The organism is bacterium, from assembly GCA_022763185.1.
Classification (GTDB): Bacteria; Bdellovibrionota_G; JALEGL01; order JALEGL01; family JALEGL01; genus JALEGL01.
Window position 1 is genome coordinate 209,234 of record JALEGL010000005.1, and the last position, 20,264, is coordinate 229,497.

The 20,264-nt window shown below is 38.6% G+C and carries 18 protein-coding genes; 8 read left to right on the forward strand and 10 right to left on the reverse strand.

Going from position 1 to position 20,264, the window contains the following annotated elements; all coding sequences use genetic code 11:
* The first annotated feature begins 3 nt into the window (after positions 1-3).
* Positions 4-606: a YceI family protein gene (locus MRY82_02550; protein MCI5071809.1), complete on the forward strand. Its 603-nt coding sequence runs from the start codon at positions 4-6 to the stop codon at positions 604-606.
* Between the two features lie 335 nt (positions 607-941).
* Here MRY82_02550 and MRY82_02555 read toward each other — a convergent pair whose 3' ends face one another.
* Positions 942-1,598 (reverse strand): MarC family protein, encoded by a 657-nt coding sequence (locus tag MRY82_02555; protein ID MCI5071810.1) that lies wholly within the window; start codon positions 1,596-1,598, stop codon positions 942-944.
* Between the two features lie 218 nt (positions 1,599-1,816).
* Between MRY82_02555 and MRY82_02560 the strand changes: the two genes are divergently transcribed.
* A complete protein-coding gene (locus tag MRY82_02560; GenBank protein MCI5071811.1) occupies positions 1,817-3,169 on the forward strand; it encodes an MATE family efflux transporter in 1,353 nt (450 codons plus the stop codon).
* A gap of 36 nt (positions 3,170-3,205) precedes the next feature.
* On the opposite strand, the gene MRY82_02565 is transcribed toward MRY82_02560, so the two are convergent.
* Both MRY82_02565 and MRY82_02570 read right to left on the reverse strand, forming a co-directional pair.
* Complete coding sequence (locus MRY82_02565) at positions 3,206-3,640, reverse strand: sulfur transferase domain-containing protein (GenBank protein MCI5071812.1); 435 nt, start codon at positions 3,638-3,640, stop codon at positions 3,206-3,208.
* Positions 3,641-3,649: 9 nt separating this feature from the next.
* A complete protein-coding gene (locus tag MRY82_02570; GenBank protein MCI5071813.1) occupies positions 3,650-4,198 on the reverse strand; it encodes a hypothetical protein in 549 nt (182 codons plus the stop codon).
* 94 nt (positions 4,199-4,292) lie between these two features.
* Here MRY82_02570 and MRY82_02575 point away from each other — a divergent pair, with 94 nt between their 5' ends.
* Positions 4,293-4,619, forward strand: coding sequence for a divalent-cation tolerance protein CutA (locus MRY82_02575; GenBank protein MCI5071814.1), 327 nt, complete (start codon positions 4,293-4,295; stop codon positions 4,617-4,619).
* Positions 4,592-5,692 carry an ATP-dependent 6-phosphofructokinase gene (locus MRY82_02580; GenBank protein MCI5071815.1) on the forward strand — a complete coding sequence of 367 codons (1,101 nt, stop codon included), beginning with the start codon at positions 4,592-4,594 and terminating at the stop codon, positions 5,690-5,692. Before MRY82_02575 ends, MRY82_02580 begins: the two co-directional genes overlap by 28 nt.
* Before the next feature lie 48 nt (positions 5,693-5,740).
* On the opposite strand, the gene MRY82_02585 is transcribed toward MRY82_02580, so the two are convergent.
* The 3 genes from MRY82_02585 to metG form a co-directional block, all read right to left on the reverse strand.
* On the reverse strand, positions 5,741-6,541 hold the full coding sequence (locus MRY82_02585) for an alpha/beta hydrolase (GenBank protein ID MCI5071816.1): 801 nt from the start codon (positions 6,539-6,541) through the stop codon (positions 5,741-5,743).
* 145 nt (positions 6,542-6,686) lie between these two features.
* Positions 6,687-10,562 carry a hypothetical protein gene (locus MRY82_02590; protein ID MCI5071817.1) on the reverse strand — a complete coding sequence of 1,292 codons (3,876 nt, stop codon included), beginning with the start codon at positions 10,560-10,562 and terminating at the stop codon, positions 6,687-6,689.
* Between the two features lie 356 nt (positions 10,563-10,918).
* Positions 10,919-12,460 carry a methionine--tRNA ligase gene (gene metG, locus MRY82_02595; GenBank protein MCI5071818.1) on the reverse strand — a complete coding sequence of 514 codons (1,542 nt, stop codon included), beginning with the start codon at positions 12,458-12,460 and terminating at the stop codon, positions 10,919-10,921.
* A 78-nt stretch (positions 12,461-12,538) separates the two neighbouring features.
* On the opposite strand from metG, the gene holA reads away from it, so the two are divergent.
* Positions 12,539-13,477 carry a DNA polymerase III subunit delta gene (gene holA / locus MRY82_02600; protein MCI5071819.1) on the forward strand — a complete coding sequence of 313 codons (939 nt, stop codon included), beginning with the start codon at positions 12,539-12,541 and terminating at the stop codon, positions 13,475-13,477.
* 109 nt (positions 13,478-13,586) lie between these two features.
* Here the strand turns inward: holA and MRY82_02605 are convergent, their stop codons facing one another.
* Complete coding sequence (locus MRY82_02605; GenBank protein MCI5071820.1) at positions 13,587-14,132, reverse strand: porin family protein; 546 nt, start codon at positions 14,130-14,132, stop codon at positions 13,587-13,589.
* 291 nt (positions 14,133-14,423) lie between these two features.
* Here MRY82_02605 and MRY82_02610 point away from each other — a divergent pair, with 291 nt between their 5' ends.
* Entirely contained in the window at positions 14,424-14,600 is a 177-nt protein-coding gene (locus MRY82_02610) for a hypothetical protein (protein MCI5071821.1), read from the forward strand.
* A 75-nt stretch (positions 14,601-14,675) separates the two neighbouring features.
* On the forward strand, positions 14,676-15,167 hold the full coding sequence (locus MRY82_02615) for a hypothetical protein (GenBank protein MCI5071822.1): 492 nt from the start codon (positions 14,676-14,678) through the stop codon (positions 15,165-15,167).
* Between the two features lie 9 nt (positions 15,168-15,176).
* On the opposite strand, the gene MRY82_02620 is transcribed toward MRY82_02615, so the two are convergent.
* Both MRY82_02620 and MRY82_02625 read right to left on the reverse strand, forming a co-directional pair.
* Positions 15,177-17,300 (reverse strand): hypothetical protein, encoded by a 2,124-nt coding sequence (locus MRY82_02620; protein MCI5071823.1) that lies wholly within the window; start codon positions 17,298-17,300, stop codon positions 15,177-15,179.
* A 277-nt stretch (positions 17,301-17,577) separates the two neighbouring features.
* Positions 17,578-18,063: an acyl-CoA thioesterase gene (locus tag MRY82_02625; protein ID MCI5071824.1), complete on the reverse strand. Its 486-nt coding sequence runs from the start codon at positions 18,061-18,063 to the stop codon at positions 17,578-17,580.
* A gap of 55 nt (positions 18,064-18,118) precedes the next feature.
* Here MRY82_02625 and MRY82_02630 point away from each other — a divergent pair, with 55 nt between their 5' ends.
* Entirely contained in the window at positions 18,119-19,420 is a 1,302-nt protein-coding gene (locus MRY82_02630) for a replication-associated recombination protein A (protein MCI5071825.1), read from the forward strand.
* A gap of 45 nt (positions 19,421-19,465) precedes the next feature.
* On the opposite strand, the gene MRY82_02635 is transcribed toward MRY82_02630, so the two are convergent.
* Positions 19,466-19,993 carry a hypothetical protein gene (locus tag MRY82_02635; protein MCI5071826.1) on the reverse strand — a complete coding sequence of 176 codons (528 nt, stop codon included), beginning with the start codon at positions 19,991-19,993 and terminating at the stop codon, positions 19,466-19,468.
* Positions 19,994-20,264: the final 271 nt, after the last annotated feature.

Genomic DNA, 20,264 nt, shown 5'->3' on the forward strand with positions numbered 1-20,264 from the left:
TTTGTGAAAAAATTAGTTTTAACGTTATTAAGCTTGGCCATGGTGCCTGCAGCATTTGCGGCAAAAAAGGTGAAGACTCTTGCTGTGGATAAAGATGCAAGCACCCTTTCCTGGACTGGAGAAAAAATTACAGGTGATACGCATGTTGGTACCATTTCTATAAGTGAAGGCTCACTTGAAATGAAAAAAAATAAGCTCACTGGCGGTTCATTTGTCATTGATATGTCCAGCATTGTTAATACAGACGTTGAAGATAAAAAATACAATAAAAAATTGGTTGACCATCTTAAATCTGATGACTTTTTTGCCGTAGAAAAGCACCCAACTGCTAAATTTGTGATCACAGATGTTAAGGCAAAAAAAGATGGAAAACACACTATTACAGGTGATTTAACCATCCGAGATAAAACAGAGTCCATTAGCTTTGATGCAGATGTTACACAAGAAAAAGACAGTATCACTGCCAAAGCAGAAGATATTAAGTTCAATAGAGCTAAGTTTGATGTCAAATACAACTCTGGAAGCTTTTTCTCAGTTAAAAAGCTTGGGGACAAGCTCATCAAAGATGAAATTAAATTGGATGTGGTCTTAAAAGCTAAGAAGTAAAACAGCTTTCCATAGATCATCTTTATAAAAGCAGCCTAAATTGTTTGGGCTGCTTTTTATTTTTACGCATGTTTTTATACATAGCCTCATGCCGTTGACTAAGGGAACAATTTAAGCTGAATGTGGTGAAGCCTTGAGCAAAAGTAACCATAAACGATATACTTTTAGAATAGGGTTGTTTAAGAGGATGCAATCCATAGGCTAAGCCCTGTTCCATTAATAACCTTGCGTCCTCACAATGAACAAGTTCAGAAAAACAAGCATTCGCATTCTCCCTAAACTTTAAACGGAGCTTGATTTATTTTTTACCGTTAATATTCAACTATTAAGAATGCTTAGCGAACAATACTGATAATGCTGTTTGCTTCTGGAAAGGCTTGACTTAGACCATTGAGCACCAACTGTACAGCAATAGCAGCAATCAACAGGCCCATCACTCGATTCACTACTCTAATTCCAGAAGGTTTAATTTTTTTCAGTAAAATATGCGAATAGCGTAAAACCAAATATGTAAATAAACTGACAAATGCTATTGAAAAATATACTGACCCGGCTTCAAAGGCACTGTAAGCTTTCGATTTCATCACCACCACCATGGTAATGGCGGCCGGCCCAGCCAAAAGAGGCATGGCCAATGGAATAATGGAAATATCCTCTTCTTCCAAAGCATCCGCTTGTTCTTCAGGCAAAGTTTTGGCTCTAACGTGTTTACCTTTAAGCATATCTAGCGCAACGCCAAATACAAAAACACCGCCAGCAATTTGAAATGCATTGAGTGTAATTCCCACCAGCTTAAAAACCAGTTCACCACAGATTGAAAACAGCAATAAAATAACAAAAACACTCAAACTGGCTTTTTTGGCCATTAACTTTTGAGTTAACCTCGAGGAAGATACATGTGGATGCGAAACAAAAAACATCGATGCTCCCAATGGATTAACCGCGGACAACAAACTGGATATCGTAATGATAACAAAATTAAATGTCGACATTGCGCTTTGATCAAATGTAAAAGCAGAACTTAGTAATACAAATCCTTCATTCATTTCAAGTGATATCTAGCACGCATATATTAAGATTTAATAAATTTTTTATATTTTTCCCCTTAGTTACTGCAATAATATTCATGAAAATAATCATGCTCAAACCCTTTAAAACCAAATATTCCTTTACCCTATGAGCAACACAATGTTACTTTGATTAACTCTTTATGAAACGCAAAGATTTAACTCAAGGCCCTGTTTCTGGTCATATCATTAAGCTTGCCCTACCCATGATGGTAGGCGTCTTCTCAATTATGGTGTTTAATTTAATTGACACTTATTTTATTGGTCGCCTAGGGACGGATGCTTTAGCTGCCATCAGTTTTACCTTTCCTGTGGTGATGTTGGTGGGCAGCATTTCTTTTGGCATGACCATGGCCATGACCAGTATGATTTCTCGCTTGATGGGTGAGCAAAAAAGTCAAAAAATAAAGCAAACCGTTTCAGATTGTTTATGTTTTGCGCTGCTGATTGTCATGTTTATTTCTCTTCTAGGTCAACTCAGCTTGGATTGGGTTTTTGAAAGTTTGGGAGCCAAAGATCATTTAATGCCACTGATTCGTGATTACATGCAGATCTGGTATTACAGCATTATTTTCTTACTCATTCCCATGATGGGCAATGGTGCAATCCGCGGCTTGGGAGATACTTTGTTCCCAGCCATTGTGATGTTAGTTGCGGCCTTGGTCAATGCTATTTTTGATCCCATTTTAATTTTTGGTCATTTTGGCTTTCCAGCTTATGGCATCAAAGGTGCCGCTTATGCCACCATCATTTCTAGAATTTTTACGCTCATTGCCGGGCTTATAGTTTTGCATTACCGAGAAAAATTGTTGGTGAGACCGTTTAAAAATATGCAAGAAAGTCTGGGCCATGTCCATGACTTGATTCGTTTAGGGATTCCTGCTGCTTTAAACAATATGATTGGCCCAATATCCATTGCCATCATTACTAAAATGATTGCCCAATATGGTCCTGAAGCCATTGCCGGTTTTGGTGTGGCTTCAAAAGTAGAGTCCTTTGTTACCATTCCATTGATGGGTATTGCTGCTGGTCTTGGTCCTTATGCGGGACAAAACTACGGCGCGCATCTTATTAATCGTCTAAAACAAGGCATTACTTTTGCCAATAAAAGCTCAACTGTAACTCTTCTACTCATGGGATCCATCTGCGTTATTTTTGCCAAAAACATCAGCCAGTTTTTTAGCAACAATGCTGCCGTTATTGATAGCGCTTCAACATACATGCAATGGGTTGCTTTGAGTTATATTTTCTTGAGTTTTCTGGCCAACACCAACTCTTCTTTGATTTCCATGGGAAAACCAAAGCTTGCCTTGTGGATCACCATTTTAAGAACCCTGATTTTTTATATTCCCTTGGCTTATGTTTTAAGCTCTATCTTTGAGCTCAATGGCATTTATTATGCGGCAAGCTTGGCCAATATTTTTTCTGGCTTGGCTGCGCTTTATTATATCCATACAAACTTGCAAGGCACCACAAGTACAAAAACAAATAGATGATTTCTTTATAGTATAGTCCTGATTAAAAAATATGACTTAATTCATTAAGCTTACAACGGTATCTTTTAAGCTTGTTAAGCCCGCTTTTTGGCCTATGCTTAAACTTTCTTCTTTGCTTTTACCATCCAACCAATATGCTTTGAGCGCATACATAGCACCAACACGGTTAGAACTACCGCAGTGAACCAAGGTTTTTTCTGATCCAATACTGTCTAAAATATCCGAAAAGGCTTTGACTTTGTCTTTTGATAAATCACCGGCATTGGCAATACTAAGGTGATGGTAGGCAATACCCGTATCAGCAAACCAATTTTTTTCTTCTAGCGGGGATGGCATTTCATCCTGACCTCTTAAATTAATCACATGAGAAAAGCCTTCTTGTTTTAAGATGGGTACGTCCTGGGGAGAGATTTGGCCAGAACATAGTTGAGAAGACTCTGTATTGAAAACATATGGTGTTGTTAATTGCATGGGGACAGTTTAATCATTTTTGGCAAAAATGTGAATTGTTTTCACTCCTTCATCCAATAAAACAAAGTTGATGCCTGAACACTGGTACTGTGTTTGTCTGATTAGACAATCTTTTATACCCTCAAGCTTTTGCTTACTTGAACCAATAGCTATGCCTTCTCGTGTTTTATAATCTTCATTGTTCACTTCAATCAAAACCAATTTTTTTTGGTCAAAATAAAAGCCCAAACCTTGAGCATAGCTTTCATAATAAAGATTGTTCTGTTGATTGATAGGGTTCAGTTTATTTTTTCCTGCTCCCAAGGGCAATTCGGTTTTTACATCTTCTAGCGTCATATGCAAAAAAAACTTCCCTGCTTGTCTGCCTGGATCAAGTAAAAAATCATCTTGCACACTCACCAAAGCTTGGCCCTTGCCTTGAAAAGAAAAAATACCGTCGACTTCTGGCCCTGATTCATACACACCACGCACAGGGGGTTCACAATAATCTTGGGCATGGGCAGAAAAAAACCCACAGACGCCTGCTATAAGCACTACCAATGTTTTGACATTCAACATAACGCTCAAAATAGTATATCTTATTTATCTAAAATCTTCCACCAAGCAAACTGGTGAATCATGCCAATCTTTGGTATCACTCATAGGGACACATATGAGCAACACTTCAACACGCATTGTTATGAGCAGTTTTCCTTCTTTGGCTGTTGCCAAAAAAGTTGCGCGTATTGTTGTGCAAGAAAAACTTTGTGCTTGCATACAAATTCAAAGCCCAATGACCTCCGTCTATACTTGGAAAGGTACGCTTGAAGAAAGCCGGGAGTTCATGGTTTACTTTAAAACTTTATCGCATTTAGAAAAAAAGCTATATCAACGGATAAAAGATCATCATCCCTACGATTGCCCTGAAATTATAAGCATAGCAGCCAGCAATGTGGATGAAAACTATCAACAATGGATGAAAAACACATGCCTGAAATGAAAAAAAATTTAAACATTGGCCTTATCACCGGTGGAGGCGACTGCCCAGGGCTTAACAATGCCATTATGGGTCTGGTCAAAGCCAGCGAAAGCCATGGACATCGAGTAACTGGATTTTATCGTTCATGGAATGGCTTGATTGAAAATCAATATCTTAAATTAAACTCAGATGCTGTCGACGGTATTGGTCACATGGGAGGCACCATTTTAAAAAGTGCCAAAAGCTTTCCTTTAAACTCCCAAGAAAAATTGGATGCCATTGCCAACACAATTAAAGAACATGCTTTAGATGTCTTGGTTATTATTGGTGGCGACAGCACCTTGTATGTAGCCAAACAAATTCATGAAAAACTCAATATCCCTATCATGGGCATCCCCAAAACCATTGACAATGATATCCCTCACAATGATTACAGCATTGGTTTTATGACCGCTGTAGAAACCGTTTGTCAGAGCATTGAGCAAGTTAAAACCAGTGCTAAAAGTCATAGTCGCGCTATGGTTGTAGAAATCATGGGCAGGCATACCGGCCATTTAACCGCTTATGCTGGCTTGGCCTCGGGCTGTGACATTATTCTGGTTCCTGAACACCCTATGCGCCTGGATAAACTTAAAAAAGACATTGAACGCCGCTTTAACAGCTCAAAAAAATATTTGCTCATTGCCGTTGCTGAAGGCGCCATTCTTCTCGATGAAAAAGATAAGCCGATACAACTCTTTGAACACGATGAAAGCTTTAAAGGCATGAGTGAAAAAGGCAGCATACGCTACGGGGGTATTGCTGAATATATAAGCGATTGGATCAACAGCTTTGTTGATTGGGATGCACGACACTTGGTTTTGGGGCATGTTCAGCGTGGCGGAAGTCCAAATGCCATGGATAGAATCTTGGCGTTTTCATTGGGCGCAAAAACAGCTGAACTAATAGGTCAACAAAAATTCAACCAAATCTTGGGCTATATGAATGGTCATATTACTCATACCCCTTTTGATGAAGTCTTTGCCAACAACAAAGAACAGCAAAAACCCTTGCCTGAAAGTTTTTACAGACTGTGCAACCTTAACACTTTTTAAGGCTCTAACTTTTTAAGGCTCTAACTTATTAAGAATTACTTTTAAAACTTAACAAAAAAATTGTTTAATATCTTCAACTAATTTTTTTGGTTCTTCTAATTGGACCATATGGCCACAGTTTGGGTAAATTTTCAACCGTGCTTTTGGAATCTCTTGATTTAAAATTTCACTATGCCTTAATGGCGTTAATCTATCTTCTTCTCCAACAAGAACTAAAGTTTCTACATCAATCTTTTTTAAATTTTCTTTACCGATTTTATATGTATTTAAAGCATTGACTTGATGTTTTAAACCAATACTGCTTTGTGGATACTCTTTATTGATCATTCTATTTTTTTCATGTTCTAATAGAACTTGATCAGACAAAACTTTACTGCCAAATAGCCAAGGCAACACTGTTTCAAGAATTAAGTTTGAATTTATATTATTTTCTTGAAGCTTAAAAATTGAATCAATATGAAACTTGGAAACATCTGAGATTTGGTCATATGACGATAATAAAATAGCTTTTACAATTTTTTCTGGATAATTTAGACAAATCTCTTGTGCAATCGCTGCCCCCATAGAATGTCCAAGAAAATAAGTCTTTTTGATCTCTAAAACATCCATCAACGCCAATGTGTCTCTGGCCAACATCTTAACTGAATAAGGTTCATCAGGTGTTTCTGATTGGCCTGTACCACGGTTATCAAAAATCAAAACACGAAAACTCTGCTTTAAATCATCAACAACTTCTTGCCAAATTCCATGATCCGCACTTAAGCCGGCATTTAAAACCAAATATGATTCACCCTGACCATGCAGCTCATAATACATATTGATTCCAGTTTTAAGCTTAATCTTTGGCATCAACCCTTTTTTATCAAACGAGAATACAATAACCAGAAAAAAATATCTTTTGAGATACATCAACTAAAAGTACTAAAATGTAGCCGGTGCCTTTTATACGCATTAAAAAACAATTGTTGGATTTTCTTGTGCGTATATTTTTATATTAATGATGTTTTTCAATAGACTCTATATGGACTATTCCATCTTTATGCTTCCAATGAATCCGCCAAGCTTTTTTCTCCAGTGGAGAATAGTGTAATTTTTCTTTATTCACATATTCTTTATATCCGTAGGTAGCAATGTATTTTTCTATGCCGTTTTCTTTTATAAAATTAACAAAGTTTTCATAATACAACTTTTTTACAGAATTGGGCAGCTTTGCAAACTTTTTTTCAAAGCCATCCATAAAGACAAACGCATACTCTGGCAATTCATTTTCTTGATCTGCTATTATTTCATCTGTGTTTTCTGTTTCTGCTCCCGTTTCTATTTTTTTCACTTTTTTTAAACTTGATTTGATCTCTTGTGCAATAGACATATTTTCAGACCCGACCAAATCCAAACATCGAATCAATATACCTTGCGCCTTATGAGCGTCTTCGTCCTTCATGGCCTTTAAAAAACCGGGCTTTAACTCTTTGTTTTCTGCTACAAATTTTCTAGCAAAAAATTCTTGCTCTTGATCAAGCCCAGAAAAGACAGTCTGATAAACATAATAATAACGGGCATGATCCAACATGGGTAAATAATTTTTATCGGTCAACATTAACCTATTATTTTGATTGTTGGCAGCCGTTAACTTTTTATTAACTGCATCAAAGTTACTTTGAATTATACTTGTCAAACGTTTTTCAATAAAGAGGATCAAACGCTGATATGCCTTTTCTTTTTTATTTTTTTTGCCCCAATGGTACAGAAGAATAGAAATGGCTTTTTGTTCTTCAGAAGACTTTATGGCTTGAGCAAATTTTTCAAAAACTGTGCTTTGAGAGACTATATCAACCTGCGGTTGAGTGGCCGAAAGCGTAACTCTTGGCTCAAATGCGTCAAAAACAAAATCAAAAAACAAATCTTCGTTAAAAGATGACAAGCTTTGAAAGATATGGTGCTCGCTTAAGTTTTCAATTTGATCTTCAAGAGAATCATCATACTTTTCCATTTCGTCTTTTACTATAATTTGCAGCATATAGTCTAAAGCAAGATTTTGATTTGCTTTTTTTTGACTTAACTTAGGTTTGTAGTTGTAAATTTCTTGGTAAATCTTTAACTGTATATCTTTTATTGAATCTTGCTCTAAACTGACTTCAAGATCTTGATAGGGCATATGATTGTTCATGTTATGATTCAATGCTTGAGCATAAATCCTAAAAATAAGATCAATTTTTTCTGAGCTTAGGCTCGGAAAAACCGTTTTAATTTTTTTGTAATCCTCAATTAGTTTTTTGAGCCCCGCTGGATCAACTTTAAATATTTTATTTTCTGGTCTGCTTTTGTATCTCTTAGGATCAAAAACAGCTTCTAAGCGAGGAAAAAAGTTTTTTAAAAATCTTGAATTTTTATAATAACTTTTATTCGTGTGTTCTTTTAAGTCATTATATGTCACGTAGAGTATTTCATGATAAGCTCTTTGCTCAACTCTCTTAAAAAATTGATATACTTTACCGGCTCGTTTCTCGCCATAAACATGCTTGATAAACTCAAAAAAGAAGTTTGCAATTGTACCGCTCTTACTTTCAACAAGTAAAAGGTTTCGCGTATACTGAATAAGTCCAGATTTTTCTAAATTGTCTACTACCTCTTCTTTATATTTATTCCCCGTCAAGCTTGTATCTACTAAAATTTCACCTCTCGCATCAAGAAGCCTTTGTAAAGTTTCACACATTTGTTGACTAGGTTTTTCTTTTACACTGATTCTGCAAAGCTCCAAAAGCCTGTTGGCCAATATCATGCATTGAGAAGGTATGTTGCCCAATAAAATTGCCTGCCTGCAAGCCCACGAATCCCAAACTTTGATTTCATTGTCATCCAGGTATTCCTGAATCAAAACCATATTTTCTTCATCATCATCTGAATTTTTTTCATCCGTTTCAGCATCATCGCGGTGACCAATGGTTTCTAACTGCTCAACATCCGTTAAACCATAAACATCTTGCGCTCCAGGCTGTATTGTTGTTTCAAATGGACTTATGGTCCATTGGGCTTCATGTTCAATCCATTGTTTGGCCGCGGCGACTGTCATCAGGTTGTGCTTTTGTGGTCGGGATCGAACATAAACGTTTTGATCTGAATTATTGATAAGGTATAATTTATCCCCTTCAATACGAATATCCTGCCCCCAATAACGCTCTTTGCTTCTGTTGTTGTAATGATCCATTGCGTGAATAAAATCTTTAGTTTTTTGGCTCATGTTTCTAGAGAAGACTTCTTCACTCATACCCATTTCATTCGGTTTTGCGCCAGGCAAAATTTGTATGGCAAACAAATAAGTCCTAGGAGCATCTTGATCCGTATAGTCTGTCCCTGGGCTAGCCCCAGTGTATGTTTTTTGCCACAACTCAAGTCTGGGTATGACAACATTGTTAACCCCTAATTTATTTTCTTGTTGACGAAACCTTTCATAAGCTCTCCACTCCTCAATTGCTCCTCCTTTTGGCAAATGGATGATATAATTTTGTCCAAAATCCTTTGCATACAATAAGGTTGCGTGTTGAGGACTGCTCATCATTGTTTTTTCACTGATGCCTATATCTTTTAAATCAAAGTTTATATCAAATTGACTGATCTGATTGGATTGAGCTAGACTGAGATTCTGCTCTTGACTGTTGTTAAATGGTACCGGTACAATACTGTGATTTCCATCCTTGGTGCTTGTTTTTGTGTTTTTAACAATGTCACCCTTTGAAGTAACCTCATAGTTTGAAAGCTCTTGTTTAACTGAAGCTTGTGTTTTTTGTGCAACTCCAGTGTCAGTCGGTTTTGCACTACTTGGCTTTATGGCTTCTGATTGCGTGGGACTGGGATTAAGATCATGGTCTTTAGGCCCTTGATCGGAGGCATCCTTTGCCTCTTGTGATCTAAATATTTTTTGATTAATGCTCTTAAGCAACTCTATTATTTTTAATAGCTCACGGGCTATAATTGCAAACTTATCATTATTTTTTGCTGCTTTTGTCAGCATTCGTATAAGGCTTTTCCCTGCAATTTGGCCGGCTACACCCGATAACACAGATATTAAAACGTCTTTACAGAGGGCTCCCAACACTTTTCCAGCTTCATAATACTGGCCCTGATAAAGCTTTTTGCCAAAGTGTACAAGTTCTGTTCCAACCGTGTAAACGGCATAACTTGTAAGCAGCGTCCAAGCAACCGGTCCCAAACCGTTAAACACTCCAATTATAACTCCAATTGATGCGCTGATCGCAGCATTTAAAGCATCATCTTTTACGTCAAAATCAAATGCTCCATCCGAAAGACCTGCCATAAAACTATTGTTTTCTTCTTGGTTGAGCTGATGGTGACCTGATTGCGCATATGCACTGGGAAGGACCGCATTGAAAAGAGATCCAGATTCAAATGAACGGGCTTGGCTCCAGCGCAATGTTTCCCCACCTCTTATTTCTAAGTAACATGCACCCGGATATTTACATTCTGCATCATTTATTCTGATAAACTTTATATAGATATTGCTATATGCTTCATCAACTTCAAACCCTTCTTGAGCAATCAGTGTTTGAATTTTTTTGGAAAGTTCATTCAAGCCATAAATAGCGGCTCCAAACTGAAGAGGTTTTTTATCATGCTGATCCACCCTCCCAATAAATTGGGCTTTTAGAATACCTTGTTCAATGCTGACTTCTGTTTGGATATGCTTTTGAGCATACTCAACGAGCTCTTGCATATGGATTGTGTTTTCTTGAGTATACGCTTTTGACTTGACGTTGCTGGGTGATTGCGCCGCAAGAGACGACACCATACTTTGACTGAGTAAAATTAAAATTAAGCTGTAGTGAATACTAAAGCGTTTTAAAGATTGAACCATTTTTTCCCCTGCTGTGTTTTTTAGCCCCGCATAAAAATAAATAATTTTTATGATTATATAAAAATTATTTGCGGCCAATATAAAACGTTTTTAGTTTTTTTGCAACACGTTATTTAGAAACAAAAGGAATTTACCCTCAGCAGTTTTTCCCCATTCCATTCAAGATATTTTTTGCACCTTAGAATACATGGTGCTGGAAAAAATTGAATACCGCAAGCAGTCTAAAAAACTTTCTTCATGGCTTTATGGCAGAATAAAAAACCTTTGCCTCAGCAAAGCATCCTTAGTATTTTAAAACCTGTTTATTAATGTTTTAGCCTATTGATACGCAGCTCTTAGAAAAAACACCCTAGCCTTTAGGCTTTCTTTAGGTCTATTCTTGGAAATAATGGCTCAGCTTTTTCTATATTTACTGAACCATCAAGCACCTTAAAATACTCAGCTTGATCAATGTTAGTATTTTTCACACCCAGCCTACAAAAAAGATCTTGCATTTTCTTTGGCATCACCGGCTGCAGCAAAACGGCACTGACTCTTATCGATTCAATACAAAAGGCCAAAACATGACCTGCTTTTGCAATATCTTCTTTGGCCATTTTCCATGGGGCTTTTTCATCCACATATTGATTGACCTGCGTCAACACATCAAAGATTTTTCCTACTGCCTGATCTGGCGCCATATGATCTATGTGGTTTTTGACCTCGGCTTTCAGTGACAAAACTTTGTTTTTTAAACGCTCTTCTTCTTGACTCAACTCTTGCATGGCTGGCATCTTGCCCGCAAAATACTTGCCCACCAAATTACTGACTCTATTAAGTAAGTTGCCCAAGTTGTTGGCCAAGTCTGTATTGATCCTGCTCACAACCAAGTCTTGAGAAAACTGCGCATCGTTGCCCAAGCGAATATCCCGGATCAAAAAGTAGCGTAAAGCATCCACACCCACCAAATTTTTCATGTCCAAAGGTTTGATCACCGCGCCTTTGGATTTACTCATTTTTTCATCGTTGTTTGTTAACCACCAGCCATGGGCAAATATGGTTTTGGGCAAGTCAACGCCAAGCGCCATCAACATGGTAGGCCAATACACGGCATGGGTCATAAGAATATCTTTACCAATCAAATGAATGGCGCCATTAGGTCTTTTCCACCATTGTTCAAATGTGTGTAGTTGTTCTTTTTGTTTGAGTCCAACAGCTGCCGCATAATTGATCAAGGCATCAAACCAAACATAGGTGACATAATTTGAATCAAAAGGTAATTCTATGCCCCAGCTTAAACGCTCTTTGGGACGGCTGATGCACAAATCATTCAAAGGTTTTTTTAAAAAACCTAAAACCTCGTTCTTTTTACTTTTTGGCAAAATAAAATCGTCGTGGCTTTCAATGTATTGAATCAATTTGTCTTGATAGGCAGACATTTTAAAGAAGTAATTTTGTTCGGTAATTTTCTCTACCTCATTGCCTTGTGGACTTTTACCATCGATCAAGTCTTTTTCTGTGTAAAACACTTCTTCGCTTTGCGCGTACCAGCCTTCGTATTCTTTGGCATAAATTTCATCTTTATCAAACAGTTCCTGTAAACAGTGTTGCACAACTTTTTTATGCTCTTTGTCTGTGGTGCGATAAAACACATCGTATTTTATGTTTAACTCTTTCCAGATTTGCACAAAGTTTTGCGCCATTTCATCGCAGTGTGCTTGTGGATCTTTGTCCCTGGCCAAGGCTGCTTTTTGCACTTTTTGACCATGCTCATCCGTTCCGGTTAAAAGAAGGGTTTCATCACCAAACAAGCGGTGATAACGGGTCATGATATCCGCGACCACCGTGGTATAGGCATGGCCTATATGAGGGGTGTCGTTGACATAATACAAAGGAGTGGTCATGTAAAAACGCTTCATCCGCTCTTACTACACCAAGCGAATCAGCAAATGCAAATTCTCCTTGCAATATGAAACAAATACAGGCATCACAATGTTGTGCAATCGCCTCCACCCATACGCATCCTTTTTGGTGACAATCGTTTTTTACAAAATCTAGAATACCAAAAAGCCAAAGACAGCATGGAGCAAGCCGGGGAGTTCAATGAAGTCAATTTCAATGCTGAACAAGACGGTTGGAAAAGCATTTTTGATCAAGCCAACACCTTTGCTTTAATGGCGCCCAAACAATTGTTTAAAGTTTATTTAAATAAAGACTTTAAAGAAGAAGACACCAAAACCTGGGAAGCCTATTTAAAGTCGCCTTCAGATTTTACTCAGATCATTGTTTTTGCTCCCAAGCTGGACAAACGCAAAAAACTGACCAAACTTTTGCAAAAGCACAAACTGTTGCAAGAATGCCCGCAGCCCTCTCTTCATGAAATGGGTTCTTGGCTAAAACGCTTTAGCCAAGAAAAAAACCTAAGCTTTGACCCTCAAGCCAGCACCCTTTTATTGGACTACCTTGGCGCTGACCTTGCCAAACTGTTTAACAGTCTGGAAAAACTTGCCTTGTATAAACATCCTCAAACACAGGTTAGCCTTGAAGACATTCATCAAGTTATTTTACAGTCCAGTGGTCAAGATATTTTTACTTTGATTGACTTTGTTTTTGAACAGAAGAAAAAACAAGCTTTGGAAACCTTAAAATTTATTTTACAAGGCGGTGACCACCCTTTGGTTGTTTTAAGCTTGTTGATTCGGCATACGCGTATTCTTATGCTGTGCAAAACTCTTCAAGCTAGCCCTCCTGCCAGCATTGCTAAAAAGGCCGGCATACCGCCTTTTACGGTGAAAAAATATGTACAGCAATCCAAACACTTGTCCGGTCAAAAATTGTATCAGGTGTTTACACAGCTCAATCACCTGGACACGCAGTTTAAGTCCAGCCCCGTTCCTGCCCGATGGCAGCTAGAACAATTTATCATTGCTCTCTAGTTGAACAATTCAAAACACACTAAGCCAAGTATTGTAAAACTGCTTGCTGTAGCCATAAAAAAAGCCCGCATGTGCGGGCTTTTAATAAAATTTATGATTTGTTTAATAATTAAAATGTTGCTTTGATTTCTGCACCTGCTGAAAAGTTCCAAAAAGTCCCTCCGTCAGCAACGTTATTATAAATCACCCTAGCTGTTGGTCCTGCAACCAAGAAATCATTAATAGGAAATTCATACCCCCCAGCAAAACCTAAAGCCAAACCTAAATCACTTTCTGCTGAAACGCTGGTTCCTAAAATTTCAGTGTCTACTTTAAGCTTAGACAAACCAATGGAAGGTCTAATGTAGGCATTGTCTTGTAAATAATATTGACCACCCAACATAAAACCATTGTTCTTGGTATCAACATCATTTTTGGAGTACGCAGTGGTAAATAAGTCAATCATTCCAATCCACTCATCTGTTAACTGGTAACCTACTCTTAAGCTTACACCAACACCTGTATCAGATTCTGTTTCACCACCATCAGCTGCAACACCAACACCAAAATTTAAATCTGCTGCTACGTGAAAGCCATTGTTTTCTTGTGCTTTTGCCGTGAAGCTAAGCAAACTTATCCCTAGAAGAATTGTTAAAAAGAATTTATTTTTCATCATAGATAGCAATCTATTTTATTTTTTATACTAGCGCAAAAAAAAAGTGTTTTTACTTACTTTATCGTTATCAATATAAAAAAGGCTCTTTACAAATCCTATAAAAAACAGAAGCACTTCTACCTAATCTTAGTGACATTTTTGCGCACTTAGGCAGAATTAAAGCTACCCCTTGACTGGAATCTCTGTGCGCTTACCTTATAACTATCTGTAATTTAAGCACTTTAAAAAAGTCGTTTTTGGCTTTTAATTTGCAACATATTACACATAGTACTTTAAGAAAGGGGCTGTTTTATGAATCACATCATCAAACAAAAACAAGACAAAGAACGTTCTAAAGAACAGTTTGAACCCATTCCTCTCTATGTCCCACAATTTGATATGCCCGCCTTTGAACCACGTGAAGAAGATGAACTCAAAGATAAAAATGACAACACGTCTGAACGCGGCGTTTGGATTACTGAAATATAACAAAAAAACCAACTCAAGCCTTTGATATGATGAAAATTATTGACGCGTCTAGGCTTGCGCACTATAACACTAAGCATGGTTAAAAAATTTGTTTTAGCATTTTGCTTAATGCTGGTTTTTTTTATTTCATCTGCGCAAGCTGAAATGACAGCCGCTCCAGGGGACTACTCTCTGCGTATTAAAATGGGCCCTGCCTTTAACGTACAAAACTGGGAAGATCAAATGCGCGTTGGCGGTGAATTTGACTACGAACTGGGCTACAGCATGGGCGTTAATTTTTTAACCTTGTTTGGTATCGGGGATAACTTTCGTTTTCAAATGATTCCAAGTCTTCGTTATGACTATCTCTATATTGGACCCGCTTCTTTTCATGGCCTACTGGGTCTTGGGTATGGGCGCCTGGAAAAAGACAACACTTTGGACATGCGCTTGGGTACAGGCGTAATTTTACCGCTGGGAGATCACTATGAAGTGACCAGCGATCTCAACTTTTTTACCAGCCTTGCTGGTGCCAATGGCACCCCCATCACCATGGAGTGGCTTTTGGGCTTTGGATTTAAGTTTTAATCACCGTTTTTATTTACTTACATAGACAAACTCACCGTTGTCTATATTTACATTAAATAAAGCCTTAAGGCTGTTCCAACCAATAAACATGGCCCTTTGACCTACTGGATCAATAACAATATCCGATAAAATTAGATTCACCGGTCCAAAACTGTCATTGACATCAACAATATCTGTACGATCACCGCTCACAAGGTCTACAGACATAATTAAGGCATTGTTGGCGTTGAGTGTTATAATTTTCCTATTACGCTCATCCAAAGCAATGGCTTCTGTTACAGACAGTGAACTGCCTGTACCAACACTGTTACTTGAAACAACCACTCTATCGCCTGTTCCTGGATCAACTTCATATATCGCTGCCAAAAAAGAATCCACAACGTAAATTTTAGCAATGTTTGGGCTATATACTATATCTGTCATTTGAGAAAAATCATCGCCTGCACCTATTGAAGCATCTGCAACAATCGTGCGATTACCTGTGTTTACATCAATGGCCAACACAGCATGCAAGATACGATCAACCATATATATAATGTGATCCTCATCGTAAGCAATCCCAAAAGGCAAGGCTATATTAGGACCTGTACCGGTCATTCCATCAGAAATAATCGTTCTATTTCCGTTAGTAAGATCAACCATAAACAAAGCATCTATACTATTATCGCAAACATAGGCACGCTGGTTCAATAAATCTAAAGCCAAATCATTTGGGCTTGTAAAGTTTGGCCCGGAACCAACACTGTCACTTGAAACAATTGTTCTATTTCCGCTATTTAAATCAATACGAAATAAAGTATGCGCCAAACGATCTAAAACATAGGCCGTGTTGTTGACCCAATCCAGCTCAATAGCCTCAATAAAATCCAAGTTTTGTCCAGTGCCCACATTACCCTGAGAAATCACATCACGATCACCCGTGCTAAGACCAACTGAGAAAATATTGTTATTGTCACGGTCAACCACCCAAAATTCATTAGCGTTGTTAGGGTTGAGCAGAACGTCTGAAGGTGAAGTAAAATCTACCCCCAACCCTGTTGAAGCATTGGAAACAATGGCTCGGTTACCGGTTAAAATATCCACAGCAATCAATGCCGCCTGCGCTGTATCTGCAACCAAGAGCTGATTGTTGGATATATCTAAAGCCAAACCACTACCCCCCATGAAATTAGGACCAACTCCCGTTACAGTATCGGATAAAATGCTCCGATTACCATTGCTCAAATCAACTGTAAACACAGCATTAAGCACAGCATCAAAAACATAGGCGGTATTTTGAGCGCTATCAAGCACAATATCAGTTGGGTTAGAAAAATTGGTTCCTGTTCCAACACTGCTGCTTGACAAAACACTGCGGTTTCCTGTTGTTGCATCTATGGCAAAGATGGCATCGTTAAAGCTATCCAACAACAAAATCCTGTTCAAACTGGCATCAAATGTTATTCCAGCTGGGAATAAAAAATTGGTTCCTGTTCCAACAGAGCTGCTCGATAAAACACTCCGATTGCCCGTGTTTGTATCTATTGAATAGAGTGTATTATTAAGACGGTCGCTGACAAACAAGGTGTCGTTTAAAAAATCTGCCGCTATGCCAATTGGAAATGTAAAGTTGTCACCGCTGCCAGAATCAAATGCAGACACAATGTCTCTATGCCCATTGCTGGTATTGACGCGAACAATTGCTCGCAGTCTTCCATCTACGACGTAAAGTATATTTTGATTGCTATCAAACACCATGTTTTGAGCGAATAAAAATACTTCAGAGCGGACTATACTAACAAAGTCTTGCTCGTTGTATTGCGTTCCGTCTTGTAACTCAACATTAGCATCAAAGTCATTACTTCCCAGGTTCAGTGGAAGAGAAACTTCCCACAGCTCATAATTTGCCGACAATGACTGAACTGCAACTCCGCCAAGCGTAAACTCTGAAACAATTCCGTCGCTATCTAAACTCCCTCTAACCACAAGTGATGCTTCTGAAGTAACCGCGTTGCTGTTAGGGTACTGAACTGTTAAATTAACTGGCGTTTGCGGATTGAATTGATCCAAAACAACTTGAAAGCCTGAACATGATACAAGGCCCAACAAACAAACATTGATGAGCAGCATAATAAAATATTTTTGAAAAGCCATAAAGTTCCTTATGCGTTGATAAAAATGTTAATACCTAAGTCTAAAATTTATCACAGCCGTCTCTTTATCCACAAGATTTATTCACAATCAGTGTCTAATTTGTTTTTTCATCCCCGTGTCCTCGGCTGCTTTGGGCAGCCTCGCTTATCCTGCTTGCATCTTCTCGGCTTCTTCCCGCTTCGCTCCCTTTTACAAGGGGTCTCACGACCCCTTCAAAAACAAAAACGTCGTTTTGTTTTTTCATCCCCGTGGGCTCGCCTGCATAAAGCAGACTCGCTTATCCAGCTTGCATCTTCTCGGCTTTTTTACGGGCTTCTCGGCGGGCTTTGCCTAATAAAAAGTTTCTTTGCTCTTCTTCTGTTTCTGGTGCCAAGGCTGGGACTTCAATGGGTTTATGGTTGGCATCAATGGCAACAAAAGTCAAAAAGGCGTCTGTGGTGAGTTGGCGTTTGCCCGTTCTTGGGTTTTCTGCCAAGACTTCCACGCTCACTTCTAAAGATGTTCTGCCGGTAAACGTAACTTTGCTTTTTAAGACCATGACATCTCCCACTTGTCCAGAAGCATGAAAGTCTACTTTATCAATGGAGGCCGTCACCACATTGCCTTTAACATGGCGCATGGCTGCCACGGCTCCTGCCGTATCAATCCACATCATGACTTTTCCACCAAAAACAGTCCCTAAAGGATTGGTGTCTCCAGGCAAGACTTGCTGGATCATTTCTACATAAGATTCTCTTGGCGCTTTGCTTAATCGTTCTGACATGCATTTGTCTGTATCATTGCTTTTCACTTTGGTCTATGTGATTTATAGTCTCAGTATGAACGCCAGTCTTTTTGAAAACCAACACGCTGATAAATCGCCTTTGGCTGAGCGCATGCGCCCCAAAACTGTGGATGATTTTTTGGGTCTAAAAAACTTATTTGAGCGCCAAGGCATGCTGGAACAATTCAGCCAAAAACCGTTTTCCTTTATTTTGTGGGGGCCGCCTGGCTGTGGCAAAACCAGTTTGGCCAAAGCTTTGGCCAGCTCTTGTCAACTTCCTTTTTTATCTTTTTCTGCAGTTCTCTCAGGCATCAAAGAAATCAAAGACGTCATGGCCCGGGCCAAAAGGCGTTTTGAAGACTATGGCCAAGCTTGTGTTTTATTTGTGGATGAAATTCATAGATTCAATAAATCACAACAAGATGCGTTTTTACCCGCCGTTGAGCGCGGTGAAATTGTTTTGGTGGGCGCCACCACAGAAAACCCTTCCTTTGAAATCAATGCAGCTTTGCTCTCGCGCTTGCAAGTGTTCACTCTCCCTCCCCTTAATGACAAACAAATTGAGTACTTGCTCAAACGCAGCCTAAAAGAGGATAAAGCCTTGTGCATGTTTGCCAACCGTATCGATGATGATGTCATTCCTTATTTAGCCCACTTGGCCAATGGTGATGCCCGTTATGCGCTCAATATCTTTGAAACCGCTTTGCATGCTTTAAAAAAGAATGAAAGGCTGAGTCAACAAAAGCTAGCCAGTCTTATTCAAAAAAAGACGCTCTTGTATGATAAAAATCAAGAGCAGCATTACAATGTGATTTCTGCCTTACATAAAAGCATACGCAACTCTGATGCAGATGCCGCCTTGTATTGGCTGGCCTACATGTTAGAGGCCGGTGATGACCCCTTATATGTTGCAAGGCGTCTTATTCGCTTTACCAGTGAAGACATTGGCAATGCAGATCCGCAAGCTTTAACTTTAGCCATTGCTGCCAAAGACAGTTGCGCATTTTTAGGCATGCCGGAATGTGCTTTGGCTTTGGCGCAATTGGTCATTTATTTAAGTGCCGCTCCAAAATCTAACTCGGTGTATGCGAGCTACAAAAAAGTACAAAAAGATTTAAAGTCTGGTGAAGTGTATCCCGTGCCTTTGCATATAAGAAATGCGCCAACCCAGTTGATGAAAGATTTAGACTATGGCAAGGGCTATCAGTATGCCCACAATCATGATGAGGCCACCACTCCAATGACCTGCCTGCCTGAAGCATTAAAAGATAAAGTCTATTATGAAGGAAAAACTCAAGGCCAAGAACGTGCCTTAATGCAACGCTTGCAGGAGTTTAAAAAAAGAAGACAAACCTAATCTTGGGGACCGACTTGTGTCTACATGTCCCCAGAAATTATTCTGTTAGTTACATTTATAGGCTTGCCATACCCCTTGAGAAAAAGCTGTTTTTTCTGAGTCTGAAACAGAACTAAAATGATTACGACTAATCACTGCTTCCTTAACACCCAAATAGTCCTGATTTTCTAAATTTTTAAAAAATGTAAAACCAAGCTGACATTGTTGAATTAAAGCGTCACTAGAAAAAACTGGATCACGTTCACGAGAGTTTTTTGTTTTTTCTGAGCAATAATCCTTCACTAAACAGGCATTGTAATCTTCAAGCGTAGACACCAAATCAAAACCAATGACTTTAGCCAACATGGGGCCTTGCGCATTGGAAAGCTCATCTTCTATATCCTGATTTTGATAGGCCAGCAAAAACCCCTCCATACACTCTTCTAAGCTAAAATTATCTTTGGTGAAAAAATTATCGAGCATATACTCGTAACAGGTGAATTGAGCCAAATATTTGGCGTTGATAGTTTGGCTCTGTGCCTTTACGACGCCTAAAGAACTCATACATAAGACTGCTAAAATAAACTGTTTCATTGTTTCCCCTTTTTTAAGAATTTTTTAGATTGTTTAACAAAAAATCAGATTGGAATCAAAGCTATTTTATACTAGACCTAACTGAGAACAGCTCATTTAAGAATGGAGGAACGCTTTTGTTACAGTTGTTGTTACTGTAACTCATGTAAGGCGCGCCTTTAAAAAGCAAAACACGGTTTTGCTTTTCTCACCCCCTGCGCACTCAGCTGCATAAAGCAGCTTCGTGGACTCACTATTTTTTGTAGAGCAAGACATTGGCCATGGCCAGCAA